Origin of the sequence: Micromonospora sp. NPDC047812, from assembly GCF_040704175.1 — a bacterium.
GTDB lineage: Bacteria > Actinomycetota > Actinomycetes > Mycobacteriales > Micromonosporaceae > Micromonospora.
Genome location: NZ_JBEYRY010000009.1, coordinates 145693 through 160237, shown reverse-complemented (window position 1 = coordinate 160237; position 14545 = coordinate 145693). Strand labels below are relative to the sequence as shown.

Genomic DNA, 14545 nt, shown 5'->3' with positions numbered 1-14545 from the left:
GGTCCGGTGGTGCCGATCGGTCGGGCGTTGCCGGGCATGACGATGTACGTGCTGAACCGGGATCTGCACCTGTCCCCGGTGGGTGTGGTCGGCGAGTTGTACGTCGGTGGCGTGGGTGTGGCCCGGGGCTACGCGGGCCAGCCGGCGCTCACGGCGGAACGGTTCCTACCGGACCCGTTCGGTGCGGCGGGATCGCGGATGTACCGCACCGGGGACCTGGTGCGCCGGATGCCCGACGGGGCGGTGGAGTTCGTCGGCCGGATCGACCACCAGGTGAAGATCCGCGGCTACCGGATCGAACTCGGCGAGATCGAGTCGGTCGTCGAGGGCACCGACGGCGTCGGCGACGCGGTCGCCCTGGTATCGGGATCGGCCGCCGAGGGCGACGCCCGGCTGGTGGCCTTCTACCGGCCGACCCTGCCGGCGACCCCGGGTCTGCTCGACCGGGTGCGGCAGCGGTGCGCGGAACAGCTGCCCGAGTACATGATCCCGGCCGAGTTCGTCGCCGTGGAGGCGATCCCGCTCAACGCCAACGGCAAGGTCGACCGGGCCGCCCTCTGGGACGCCGCGGTGCCGGTCGCGCGGGCGCACGTCGCCCCGGCCACCGAGCTGGAGGAGCGGCTGGCCGGCATCTGGGGCCAGGTGCTCAACCTCGAACAGGTCAGCACCCAGGACAGCTTCTTCGACCTCGGCGGCGACTCGCTGCGCGCGGTCGCCCTGGTCGGCGCGCTGCGGGCGGCCGGCTTCGGGGTGGCCGTCCGGGACGTCTTCGTGCACCGCACGGTCGCCGCCCTGGCCGGGCACCTCGGCGCCAAGGACGCCGCCCCGGCGGCGCCGGCCTTCCAGGCCGTCGCGCCCTTCTCCCTGCTGACCGCCGCCGACCGGGCCGCCCTGCCCGCCGGCCTCGTGGACGCCTACCCGGCCGTGCAGGCGCAGGTCGGCATGGCGGTGGAGATCCAGAAGGACCCGGACAAGTCGCTCTACCACATCGTCCGCTGCTTCCGGGTGCACAGTGGACGACCGTTCTCGGCCGACGCGCTGCGGGCGGCGGTGCGGGACGTGGTCGGCCGGCACGAGACCCTGCGTACCTCGTTCGACCTCACGAGCTATTCGGTGCCGATGCAGCTCGTGCACGCCGAGGCGCCGGTCGACGTGCGGGTGACGGAGCTGACCGGCGGGGACGTCGAGGCCCGGCTGCGGGCGTACGTGGACGCGGAACGGGCGCGCCCCTTCGAGCTGGACCAGCCGGCGCCGCTGCTGCGGGTCGCCGCGCACCGCACCGACGAGCGGGGCTGGTGGCTCACCGTCGCCGTCAGCCACCTGGTCACCGGCGGCTGGGACCTGAACACCCTCCTGGTCGAGCTGATCGGCTGCTACGAGCGGCGCAGCGCCGGCATGGTGCCCGAGTCGCCGGAGCCGACCGCCGTGCGCTACGCGGACTTCGTCGCCGCCGAACTGGCGGCGCTGAAGGGCGGCGAGGACGAGGCGTACTGGCGGGGCGTCGTCGACGGGTACGCCGGCTTCACCACGCCGGACGGCTGGGGCCGCACCGACGGCCCACGGGAGAGCCTGCGCACCCGGGTCAGCTACCAGGACCTGGAGCCGAAGCTGCGCGCGCTCGCGTCGACCCTCGACGTGTCGCCCAAGTCGGTGCTGCACGCCGCGCACCTGAAGGTGATGAGCCAGCTCACCGACCAGGCACGGTTCTACACGGGCCTGGTGTGCGACGCGCGGCCGGAGGTGCGGGGCGCGGAGCGGGTGCATGGCATGTACATCAACGTGCTGCCGTTCGCGCACGCCCGGACCGCCGGGACGTGGCGGGAGCTGGTGCGGTCGGTGTTCGACCGTGAGGTGGAGCTGTGGCCGCACCGGCGGTACCCGCTGCCGGCGGTGCAGCGGATGGCCGACGCCGGGTCCCGCCCGATCGACGTCGTCTTCGACTACACCGAGTTCCGCCGGGCCGGGGCCGTCGCCGACGAGTCCGTCGACTTCGAGGCCATCGCCGGGGAGGGCGGAACCGAGTTCGCCCTCCAGGTGACCGCCGCCGGCGGCTTCCTCGACCTGGTCGCCGACAGCCACGTCTTCGGTCCCGCCGCGTTGGCCCGGGTGGGGGCGATGTTCCGCCAGGTGCTGACGGCGATGGTGGCCGACCCCGAGGGCGACGCGGTCGCCGTCCGGCTGCCGGCGGCGGAGCGCGACGAGATCGAGGGCTGGTCCTCCGGCGGCACCGTCGAGGTCGGCGGGTACGTGCCGGCGGCGTTCGAGGCGCAGGCGGCGCGGCGGCCGGACGCGGTGGCGCTCACCTGCGACGGCACCCGCGTGAGCTACGGGGACCTGAACGCCCGGGCGAACCGGTTGGCGCACCACCTGCGCGAGCTGGGGGTGGGGCCGGAGGTCCTGGTCGGGGTGTGCGCGCACCGGTCGGTCGAGCAGGTCGTGGCGATGCTGGCGGTGCACAAGGCCGGCGGGGTGTACCTGCCGTTGGACCCGTCGTACCCGGCGGAGCGGTTGGCGTTCATGCTCGCCGACGCGGCGGCCCCGGTGCTGCTCACCACCGCCGAGCTGCGCGGTCAGCTCCCGGCGGCCGAGGCGGTCACCGTGCTGCTGGACGGCCCGGACGCCTGGGCCGGCCAGCCGGCCACCGATCCCGAGCCGCGCACCCACGCCGACAGCGGCTGCTACGTCATCTACACCTCCGGCTCGACCGGCCAGCCCAAGGGCGTCCTCGTGCCGCACCGGGGGATGGTCAACCGCTCCGCGTACGCCGGCCGGCGGATCAACCGCCTCGACGAGGGGGCGGTGCTGCTCCAGAAGACCGAGATCGGCTTCGACGTCTCCCCGGCCGAGGTCTACGCGGCCCTGTCGGCGGGCGCCCGGATCGTGGTGGCCCGCCCCGGTGGGCACCGGGACCCGGCGTACCTGCGGGAGCTGATCGTCCGCGAGGGCGTCACCGCCGTCGAGCTGGTGCCGAGCATGCTGTCGGCGCTGCTGGCCGAGGGGATCGGCGCGTGCCGGTCGCTGCGGTCGGTGGCGGTGGGCGGCGAGGAGATCGCCGTCGACGTGGCGCGGGCGTTCCTGGCCGCGCTGCCCGGCTGCGAGCTGCACAACACGTACGGCCCGGCGGAGACCACCGTCGACGTCACCAGCTGGCTCTGCACCGCCGACGCCCTGCGCGGGCTGTCCCGGGTGCCGCTCGGCACCCCGTTCACCAACCTCACCGTCCGGGTGCTCGACGAGCACCTGCAACCGGTGCCGGTCGGGGTGCGCGGCGAGCTGTGCGTCGGCGGACTCGGGCTGGCCCGGGGCTACCTCGGGGCACCGGGCACCACCGCGCAGCGCTTCGTGCCGGACCCCTACGGCCCGCCCGGGTCGCGGCTGTACCGCACCGGGGACGCGGCGGCGTGGCGGCCCGACGGGACCGTCGACTTCCTGGGCCGCATCGACTCGCAGGTCAAGCTGCACGGCGTACGCATCGAGCTGGGGGAGATCGAGACGGCCCTGCGGGCCTGCCCCGGGGTGACCGACGCGGTCGCCGCGGTCCGCGAGCAGGACGGCCGGCGCACCCTCGTCGGCTACCTCGTCGCCGACGGCGGATCCGCGCCCACCCCCGGTGAGCTGCGCGAGCGGCTGCTGGCGGAGCTGCCGGAGGCGATGGTCCCGGCCGCCTACGTCACCGTCGACGCCGTCCCGGTGGACCCGCACGGCAAGGTCGACCGGCGCCAACTGCCGGCGCCGGACGCGAAGTCCTACGCCCGGGGCCGCTACGAGCGGCCCAACGGCCCGGTGGAGTCGGCGATGGCTGGCGTCTGGTCGTGGGTGCTCGACCTCGACCGGGTCAGCGTCACCGAGAGCTTCTTCGACCTGGGCGGCGACTCGATGACGGCGGTGACCCTGGTCGGGTCGCTGCGCGCGGCCGGCCACGACGTCACCGTGCGGGACATCTTCGCGCACCGCACGATCCGTCGCCTGGTCACCGCCCTCGCCGAGGTCGACACCGCCAAGGAGGGGGCCTTTCGCCCCGTCGAGCCGTACGCGCTGATCGGCGCCGCCGACCGGGCCCGGCTGCCCGGCGGCCTGGTCGACGCGTACCCGGCGACGCAGGCGCAGGTCGGCATGGCCGTGGAGATCCAGAAGGACCCCGACAGGTCGCTGTACCACATCGTGCAGTCGATCCGGGTCGACGACGGGCGGCCGCTCGACGCCGACGCGCTCCAGGCGACGGTCGACGCGCTGGTCGCCCGGCACGAGACGCTGCGCACCTCGGTCGACCTGACCGGCTACTCGGTGCCGATGCAGCTGGTGCGCGCGAGCGCCGCCGTGCCGGTCGCCGTGCACCCGGCCGCCGGCCACTCCGAGCACCTGGCCGCCGAGCGGCGTACCCCCTTCGACCTGGAGTCGCCGGCGCCGCTGCTGCGGGTCGCCGCGCACGCCGACGGCGCCGGGGCCTGGTGGCTGACCCTCGCGGTGAGCCACCTGGTCACCGGCGGCTGGGACCTCAACGCCCTGCTCGCCGAGCTGCTCGGCGAGTACGCCCGGCGCAGCCGCGGCGAGGCGCCGACCCAGGCCGAGCCCCCCGCCGTCCGGTACGCCGACCACGTCGCCGGCGAGCTGGCGGCGCTGCGCTCGCCGGAGACCGCCGAGCACTGGCGGGCGGTGGTGACCGGGCGGCCGAAGCTCACCCTCCCGGACGCGTTCGGTGACCGCTCCGGCGCGGCGGCGGTCTGCCGGTACACCGTGGACGTCAACGACCTGGACGCGGCGGTCCGACGCCTCGCCAGCGACACCGGCACCTCGGTCAAGGCGGTGCTGCACGCCGCGCACCTGAAGGTGATGAGCCAGCTCACCAGCGGGTCCGCCTTCTACACGGGCCTGGTGTGCGACGCGCGGCCGGAGGTGCGGGGCGCGGAGCGGGTGCACGGGATGTACATCAACGTGCTGCCGTTCCCGCACGCCCGGACCGCCGGGACGTGGCGGGAGCTGGTGCGGTCGGTGTTCGACCGCGAGGTGGAGCTGTGGCCGCACCGGCGCTATCCGCTGCCGGCGGTGGCGCGGCTGGCCGACGCCGGGTCCCGCCCGATCGACGTCGTCTTCGGCTACGTCGAGACCCGGCAGGACGGCGCCGGGGTGGCCGAGGTGTCCGCCGCCGGCACCGACCTCGTCGAGGTCGGCGGCCCCGGGGCCACCGAGTTCGGCCTGTCGGTCGGGGCGGGCGGCGGCACCGTCCGCCTGGTCAGCGACAGCCGGACCGCCGACCCGGCCGCCCTGGTGCGGATCGGGGCGATGTTCCGCGAGGTGCTGACGGCGATGGTGACCGACCCGGACGGGGACGCGGCGGCGCCGCGCCTGCCGGCCGGGGAGCGTGCCGACCTCGCCCGGTTCACCCCGGGGCGCACCGTCGAGGTCGGCGGGTACGTGCCGGCGGCGTTCGAGGCGCAGGCGGCGCGGCGGCCGGACGCGGTGGCGATCACGGCCGAGGGCGTGTCGTTCTCGTACGGGCAGCTCAACGGCCGGGCGAACCGGCTGGCGCACCACCTGCGCGAGCTGGGGGTGGGACCGGAGGTCCTGGTCGGGGTGTGCGCGCACCGGTCGGTCGAGCAGGTCGTGGCGATGCTGGCGGTGCACAAGGCCGGCGGGGTGTACCTGCCGTTGGACCCGTCGTACCCGGCGGAGCGGTTGGCGTTCATGCTCGCCGACGCGGCGGCCCCGGTGCTGCTCACCACCGCCGACCTGCGGGCGCAACTGCCGCCGGTCGAGGCCACGGTGGTGCTGCTGGACGACCCGGACGCCGGGGCCGACCGGCCGCCGACCGACCCGGAACCGCTCACCGGCCCCGACAACGGCAGCGTCGTCATCTACACCTCGGGCTCCACCGGCCGCCCCAAGGGTTCGCTGCTGTCGCACCGGGCCCTGGTCAACCGCACCGAGCACGTCGGCGCGCGGGTCTACCGGCTGGACTCCGACGCCGTCGTGCTCCAGAAGACCGAGATCGGCTTCGACGTCTCGCCGGGAGAGGTCTACGCGGCCCTGTCGGCGGGCGCCCGGATCGTGGTGGCCCGCCCGGGCGGGCACCGCGACCCCGCGTACCTGTGCGAGCTGATGGCCCGCGAGGGCGTCACCACCGTCCACTTCGTGCCGTCGATGCTCCCGGCGCTGCTGGCCGAGGGGCTGGCCGGGTGCCGGTCGCTGCGGTCGGTGGCGGTGGGCGGCGAGGAGATCGCCGTCGACGTGGCGCGGGCGTTCCTGGCCGCGCTGCCCGGCTGCGAGCTGCACAACACGTACGGGCCGGCCGAGGCCACCGTCGACGTGAGCAGCTGGCGGTGCACCGCCGACGCCCTGGCCGGGCTGTCCCGGGTGCCGCTCGGCACGCCCCACCCGAACCTGCGGCTGTACGTCCTCGACGACCGGCTGGACCCGGTGCCGGTCGGCGTACCCGGCGAGCTGTGCGTCGGCGGGACGGGGCTGGCCCGGGGTTACCTGGGCCGGCCGGGGCTGACCGGCGAGAGGTTCGTGCCCGACCCGTACGGCCCGCCCGGGTCGCGGCTCTACCGCACCGGGGACGCGGCGGCGTGGCGACCGGACGGCACCGTGGACTTCCTGGGCCGGCTCGACTCGCAGGTCAAGCTGCACGGCGTACGCATCGAGCTGGGGGAGATCGAGACGGCCCTGCGGGCCTGCCCCGGCGTGGCCGACGCGGTCGCCGCCGTGCGCGAGCACGACGGCCGCCGCACCCTCGTCGGGTACGTGCTGCCCGCCACCGGCGACGCACCGGCCCCGGCCCGGCTGCGGGAGCGGCTGCTCGCCGCGCTGCCCGAGGCGATGGTCCCGGCCGCCTACGTCACCGTCGACGCCGTTCCGAAGGACCCGAACGGCAAGGTCGACCGGCGCCAGCTGCCGGCCCCCGACGCCGGCTCGTACGCCACCGGGGAGTACCAGGCCCCCGCCGGCGACGTGGAGGAGGAGATCGCCGGGATCTGGGCGCGGGTGCTCGGCGTGGCCCGCGTCGGCGTCACCGACAGCTTCTTCGACCTCGGCGGCGACTCGATGCTCGCCGTCACCCTGGTCGGCACGCTGCGCGCCGCCGGACACCGCACCAGCGTGCGGGACGTCTTCGCGCACCGCACCGTACGCCGGCTGGCCGCCGCGCTGGGCGACGCCGACACCGACGAGTTCCGCCCGGTCGCGCCGTACGCGCTGATCGGCGCCGCCGACCGGGCCCGGCTGCCCGACGGCCTGGTCGACGCCTACCCGGCGTCGCGCACCCAGCTCGGCATGCTGGTGGAGTCGGCCGTCAGCGGCGACCGCGCGGTCTACCACAGCGTCCTGGCCCACCAGGTCCGCGACGGGCGGCCGTTCGACGCCGAGGCGCTGCGCCGCGCGGTCCGCGTCGTGGTCGCCCGGCACGAGATCCTGCGCACGTCGTTCGACCTGGTCGGCTACTCGGTGCCGATGCAGCTCGTGCACGCCCACGCCGAACCCGACGTGCGCGTCGAGGACGGCCGGGGCGTCCCGGCCGAGCGGCACGCCGCGCTCTTCGCGGAGTTCGTCGCCGCCGAGCGGGCCCGCCCGTTCGACGTCTCCACCGCGCCGCTGCTGCGCGTCACCGCGCACCCGGACAGCGACGAGAGCTGGTGGTTCACCTTCACCATCAGCCACGTCGTCACCGAGGGCTGGAGCAGCGCGCGGCTGGTCACCGAGGTGCTCGACGCCTACGCCGAGCTGGTCGACGGCCGCACCCCCGCGTCGGCCGACGTGCCGCCCGTGCGCTACGCCGACTTCATCGCCGCCGAACTCGCCGCGCTGGAGTCGACCGCCGACCGGGAGCACTGGCGGTCCGTGTGGGACGGGCGCGCCCCGTTCACCCTGCCCACCGGCTGGGGCGAGCCGGACGCGCCGGCCGCCACGGTCGACGCCACGGTCGACTTCACCGACCTGGACGAGGCGCTGCGCGCCCTGGCCCGCGACACCGACGTGTCGGTGAAGGCGGTGCTGCACGCCGCGCACCTGAAGGTGCTCAGCCAGCTCACCGGCGAGCCGGGCTTCCACGCCGGCCTCGTCTGCGACGCCCGGCCCGAGGTGCTCGGCGCCGACCGGGTGCAGGGCATGTACCTCAACACGGTGCCGTTCCCGTACGACCGGACCGCCCGCAGCTGGCGGGACCTCGTCGCCGCGGTGTTCGACCGGGAGGTCGCGCTGTGGCCGCACCGGCGGTTCCCGCTGGCCGAGATGCAGCGCGAGGCCGGCCACCGGCTGCTGCACGTCCTGTTCAACTACCAGGACTTCACCCGCGCGACGCAGGGCGGGGACGGCTCCGGCCCGGTGGTCACGGGCAACGCCGGCGAGGGCGCCACCGAGTTCGACCTCTCCTGCTTCGCCCAGCGGGGCCGCTACGCGCTCTCCGCGCGGGCGGGGCTGGTCAGCCAGGCCAACCTGGACCGGATCGCCGGCATGTACCGGGCGGTGCTGGAGGCGATGGTCGCCGACCCCGACGGCGACTGCCAGGCGGTCTGCGTGCCCGGGGGCGAGCGCGACCGGCTGCTCGGCGTCACCGACACCGGCGCGGACGAGCCGGTCACCGGCACCGTGGTCGAGCTGTTCCAGGCCCAGCTGGCCCGCGATCCGCAGGCCGTGGCGGTGGTGGCCGGCGCCGTCGAGCTGACGTACGCCCAGGTCGACGCCGCCGCCAACCGGCTGGCGCACCACCTGCGCGCGGCCGGCGCCGGCCGGGAGACCGTCGTCGGGGTCTGCCTCGACCGGGACGCGGACCTGGTGCCCGCGCTGCTCGGCGTGCTCAAGGCCGGGGCGGCGTACCTGCCGCTGGACCCGGCCCAGCCCGCCGAGCGGATCGGCTACATGCTGGCCGACGCCGGGGCGCGGACCGTGGTCACCACCTCCGCGCAGGCGGAGTCGCTCGCCGGCTTCGACGGGCGGCGGGTGCTGCTGGACGCCGGTGACCTGGCCGGGCAGCCGGAGACCGATCCGGGCGTCGCCCGCGACCCGGACGACCTGCTCTACGTCATCTACACCTCCGGCTCGACCGGCCGGCCCAAGGGCGTCTGCGTGAGCGACGCCAACGTGCTGCGCCTGCTCGACGCGGCGCAGGAGCACTACGCGGTGGACGAGACCGACGTGTGGGCGCTGTTCCACTCGTACGCCTTCGACGTCTCCGTCTGGGAGCTGTGGGGCGCCCTGCTGCACGGCAGCCGGCTCGTGCTGGTGCCCCGCGAGGTGGCCCGGGTGCCGCAGGACCTGCTGGACCTGCTGGTGACGCAGCGGGTCACCATGCTGGCGCAGACCCCGACGGCGCTGCGCGGGCTGGTCCGGCTCGCCGCCGAGGACGCCCCCGGCATCCGGGACCTGTCGCTGCGCGCGGTGGTGGTCGCGGGGGAGAAGCTCGACTTCGCCGACCTCGCGCCGTGGGCGGCCCGCCTCGGGCTGGCCCGGGTCGCGCTCGTCAACATGTACGGGATCACCGAGACCACCGTCTACTCCACGTACCACCGGATCACCAGGGCCGACCTGGCGCCCGGGGTGGGCAGCCGGATCGGCCGGCCGCTGTCCGGGGTGCGGATGTACGTGCTCGACCAGTACGGCCACCCGGCCCCCATCGGGGTGCCCGGCGAGGTGTACCTGGCCGGGCACGGGGTGGCCCGCGGCTACCTCAACCAGCCCGAGCTGACCGCCCGGCGGTTCCTGCCCGACCCGTACGGCCCGCCCGGCAGCCGGATGTACCGCACCGGCGACCTGGCCACCCGGCTGCCCGACGGCAGCGTGGAGTTCCTCGGCCGCCTCGACGACCAGGTGAAGCTCCGGGGCTACCGGATCGAGCCGGGCGAGATCGAGGCGGCGCTGGCCGCGCTGCCCGGGGTCGCGGAGGCGGTCGTCGTGCTCCGGGCGGACGACCCGGCCGATTCCCGGCTGACCGCGTACCTGGTGGCCGGCGACGGGGAACCGCCGCAGGTCGCCTCGCTGCGCGCCGCGCTGGGACGCAGCCTGCCGGAGTACATGGTCCCGTCGGCGTTCGTGCTGCTCGACGAGCTGCCGCGCAACAACAGCGGCAAGCTGGACCGGCGGGCGCTGCCCGCGCCCACCGGCGCGGCGCTGGCGGGCCGGGACTTCGTCGCCCCGGCGGGGCCGCTGGAGGACCGGGTGGCCGCCACCTGGGCCGAGGTGCTGGGCCTGCCGGCGGTCAGCGTCGTCGACGGCTTCTTCGACCTCGGCGGGCACTCCATCACGGCGCTGGTGCTGGCCGGCACGATGCGCGCGGCCGGGCTGGACGTGACGGTCGCGGACATCTTCCGGCACCCGAGTGTCCGGGCGCTCTGCGAGGTGCTGGCGAGCCGGGACGCGCCGGAGCCGATCGAACGCCCCGTCGAGCCCTTCGAGCTGGTCGCCCCCGCCGACCTGCCGCTGCTGCCGGCCGGGCTCGACGACGCGTACCCGCTGTCGCGGGTGCAGCTGGGGATGCTGCTGGAGATGCTGGCGGACAACGGCCAGAACCACTACCACAACGTCGTCTCGTTCCTGGTCCCCGACGACGGACCCTTCGACCTGGCGGTCCTGCGGGGCGCGGTCGACGAGGTGGTGGCCCGGCACGACGTGCTGCGTACCTCGGTGGACACCGGGAACTACTCGGTGCCCATGCAGCTGGTGCACCGCACGGTGGACGTCCCGGTCCGCACCCGTGACCTGCGCGGCCTGGCCGAGGCGGACCGGACGGCCCTGGTGCGCCGGCTCGTCGGCGAGGAGTACCAGGAGCTGTTCGACGTCGAGCGGGCGCCGCTGCTGCGGTTCACCGTGTGCCTGGAGACCGACCGGAGCTGGCGGCTGGTGCTCACCATCTGCCACGTGATCATCGAGGGCTGGAGCCTGCACGCCCTGGTGATGGAGATCCTGGACCGGTACCACGCCCGGCGGGCGGGCGCGGAGCCCGACGTCGCCGCCCCGCCGGGGGTGCGGTTCGCCGACTTCGTCGCCGGCGAGCTGCGCGCCCTGGCCTCGGAGACCGACCAGCGGTACTGGCAGGACGTGGTCCAGCGGCACCCGAGGTTCCTGCTGCCCGCCGCGTGGGCGCCGCCCGCGCCGGCCACCCGGGAGCCGTACACCGAGGTGGTGTCCTACGCGGACCTGGAGCCGCGACTGCGGGCCCTGGCCTCGGCGACCCGCGTGTCGCTCAAGGCGGTGCTGCACGCCGCGCACCTGAAGGTGCTCAGCCAGCTCACCGACGAGCCGGCCTTCTACAGCGGGCTGGTCTGCAACACCCGGCCCGACGTGGTGGGCAGCGAGCGGGTCTACGCCATGTCGCTGAACACCCTGCCGTTCCCGCACGACCGGCAGGCGGCCAGCTGGCGGGAACTGGTCCAGCGGGTGCACGCCCGCGAGGCCGACCTGTGGCCGCACCGCCGCTACCCGGCGCCGGCCATCCGTACGCCCGGCCGCGGCGCCCGCCTCACCGACGTCTACTTCAGCTACCTCGACTTCACGGAGGTGGACGGCGGGCGCACCGCGCCCGTGGAGCGGATCGGCGCGAGCACCTCGGAGTTCGCGCTCGCCGTCGCCGCGGGCGCCGGCCGGCTCGAACTGAGCACCGACAGCCACGCCATGGGCCGGGCCGACGCCGCACGGCTGGCCGGCATGTACCGGCTGGTGCTGGAGGCCATGGTGGCCGACCCCGACGGCGATCCCCGGGCGGCGTACCTGCCCGCCGGGGAGCGGCACGACGTGCTGGTGGGCTGGAACTCCTCGGCCGCGCCGGGCTGCGTCGACCTCGTCCCGGACCGGGTCGCGGCGCGGGCCGCGGCGACCCCCGACGCGGAGGCCGTCGACGGTACGACGTACGCGGAGCTGGACGCGGCGGCCAACCGGATCGGTCACCACCTGCGCGGGTCGGGGATCGGCCCGGAGCGGGTCGTGGGGGTGCTGCTGGACCGGGGCGCCGACCTCGTCGCCGCCCTGCTCGGGGTGTGGCGGGCCGGCGGCGCGTACCTGCCGATCGACCCGGGTCACCCGGCCGAGCGGGTCGCCGCGATGCTCGCCGACGCCGGGGCGACGGTGGTGGTGACCTCGACCGGCCACGCCGAGCGGCTCACCGGAGTCGAGCTGGTGCTGCTCGACCGCGACGCCGAGCGGATCGCCGCGCTGCCCGCCGACCCGCCGGCCGGCCGGCCCGACCCGGACCACCTCGCGTACGTCATCTTCACCTCCGGCTCGACCGGCCGGCCGAACGGGGTGCAGATCAGCCACCGCGGCCTCGCCAACTATCTCGGCTGGGCGGCCGAGGAACTCGTCGGGGACCGCACCGGCGGCGCCGCGCTCTTCTCGTCGGTCGCGTACGACATGGTGGTGACCAGCATCTGGGCGCCGCTGGTCACCGGGCAGCGGCTGTGGCTGCTGCCGCCCGACGCCGGCCTGGACGAGCTGGGCCCGAGGTTGGCCGACGCCGGCCCGTTCAGCTTCGTCAAGCTGACCCCCGGCCACCTCGACCTGCTGACCCGCCAGCTCGACGCGGACCGGGCCGCCGCCCTGACCCCACTGCTGGTGGTGGGGGGCGAGGCACTGACCCGGCAGGTCTGCGACCGCTGGCACGCGCTCGCGCCGGACAGCGTGCTGCTCAACGAGTACGGCCCGACGGAGGCGACCGTGGCCGTCAGCCGGTACCCGGTCACCGGGCCGCTGCCGGCCGACGTCGCGCCGATCGGCCGGCCGCTGGGCGGGATGCGGACCTACGTCCTCGACGCCGACCTGCAACCGGTGCCGGTGGGCGTGGTCGGCCACGTCCACCTCGGCGGCCCCGGCCTCGCCCGGGGCTACGCCGGACGGCCGGCCCTGACCGCCGACCGGTTCGTGCCCGATCCGTTCGGCGCGGACGGCGGCCGGCTGTACCGGACCGGCGACCTGGGCCGCTGGCTGCCCGACGGGCAGCTGGACCTGCTCGGCCGGGTCGACGACCAGGTGAAGATCCGTGGCCACCGCGTGGAGCCCGGCGAGGTCAGGGCGGTGCTGGTCGCGCATCCGGGCGTGCGGGACGCGGTGGTGACCGTCGAGTCGACGGGCGTCGGCGGGCCCCGCCTGGTGGCCTACCACGTCGGCGACGCGCCGGACCTGGCCGCGCACTGTGCCCGGTGGCTGCCGAGCCAACTGGTGCCGAGCGTCTTCGTCCCGGTGCCGGCCATCCCGCTCAACGCCAACGGCAAGGTCCACCGTCGGGCGCTGCCCCCGGTGGACCTGGCCGGGGCCGCCGGGCACACCCCGCCCCGGCCGGGGCTGGAGCAGCTGATCGCCGACATCTGGGCCCGCGTCCTGGAGGTCGACCGGGTCGGCCGGCACGACCGCTTCTTCGCCCTGGGCGGGCACTCGCTGCTGGTCGTACCGGTGGTCACGGCGGCCCGGCAGGCCGGTGTCCCGCTGACGCTGCGGGCGGCGATGCTCGACCGGACCCTGGCCGAGCTGGCCGCCGCGCTCGCCCCGACCGGGGCGGCGGCGTCCGTCGACCCGGCGGATCCGGCGGTACGCTCCGGCGTGGCGCGGACCGCCGCGGTGCTGCCGGCCGTCGAGCCGCTGCTCGCCGCCCACCGGGTGCCCGGCGCCTCGCTGGCCCTGCTCGTGGACGGTGAGCTGGTGGAGGCCCGCGCCGCCGGGCACCGCGCGGCCGGCGGTGGCGCCCCGGTGACCCCGGCGACCATCTTCCAGGTCGGCTCGGTCAGCAAGTGGGTCACCGCGGTGGGCGCGCTGGTCCTCATCGGGCGGGGGCAGCTCCAGCTCGACACGGACGTCAACGCGTACCTGAAGGGCTGGCAGCTGCCCGCCGACCGGCCGGTGAGCCTGCGGCAACTGCTCTGCCACGTCGCCGGGCTGACCCCGACCGGCAGCACCGGGCACCCGCGTGGCGGGCCCGTGCCGACCCTGTCGGACGTGCTGCACGGCCGGGGCGTGCCCACCGGCCCGGTCCGGGCGCTCGACGCGCCCGACCCGGTCGCGGTGGAGCGCAACAGCCACTTCGTGGTGGTGCAGCAGCTCATGGAGGACGTCACCGCGACGCCCTTCGCCGACCTGATGGCCGAGCTGGTCTTCGGGCCGGCGGGGATGACCGGCAGCAGCTTCGACCAGAGCTTCCCGGAGACGTCCGGCCGGCCGGTGGCCGTCGGGCACGACGAACGGGGCGAGCCGCTCCCGGGCGGCTGGCAGGTGCGTACCGACCTCGCGGCCGCCGGACTCTGGAGCACCGCGACCGACCTGGCCCAGCTCGTCAGGGAGATCCACGTCGCGCACCGGGGCGGCCCGGCCCTGCTGAGCCGGGAGCTGGCGGTGACGCAACTGACCACCGGGCCGGGCGGCGTCTTCGGGCTCGGCTGCATGGTGGACCGCATCGAGGGGCCCGCCGGGGCACGGGTGGAGTTCACCCACCGGGGCCGCATCCCCGGCTACCACGCGCTCACCGCCGGCCGGGTGCCCGACGGGTCCGGGTTGGTGCTGCTGACCAACGGCGACCAGGGCCACGAGGTCGTGTCGCGGCTGGCGTCCGACATCGCACTGACGGAGGAAATGTGAT

Annotated in this window: 1 protein-coding gene; it reads left to right on the top strand. The window is 75.8% G+C overall.

Going from position 1 to position 14545, the window contains the following annotated elements:
* Positions 1-6 precede the first annotated feature (6 nt).
* Complete coding sequence (locus tag AB0883_RS25970) at positions 7-14544, top strand: amino acid adenylation domain-containing protein (protein WP_366643936.1); 14538 nt, start codon at positions 7-9, stop codon at positions 14542-14544.
* The last annotated feature ends 1 nt before the right edge of the window (position 14545 follow it).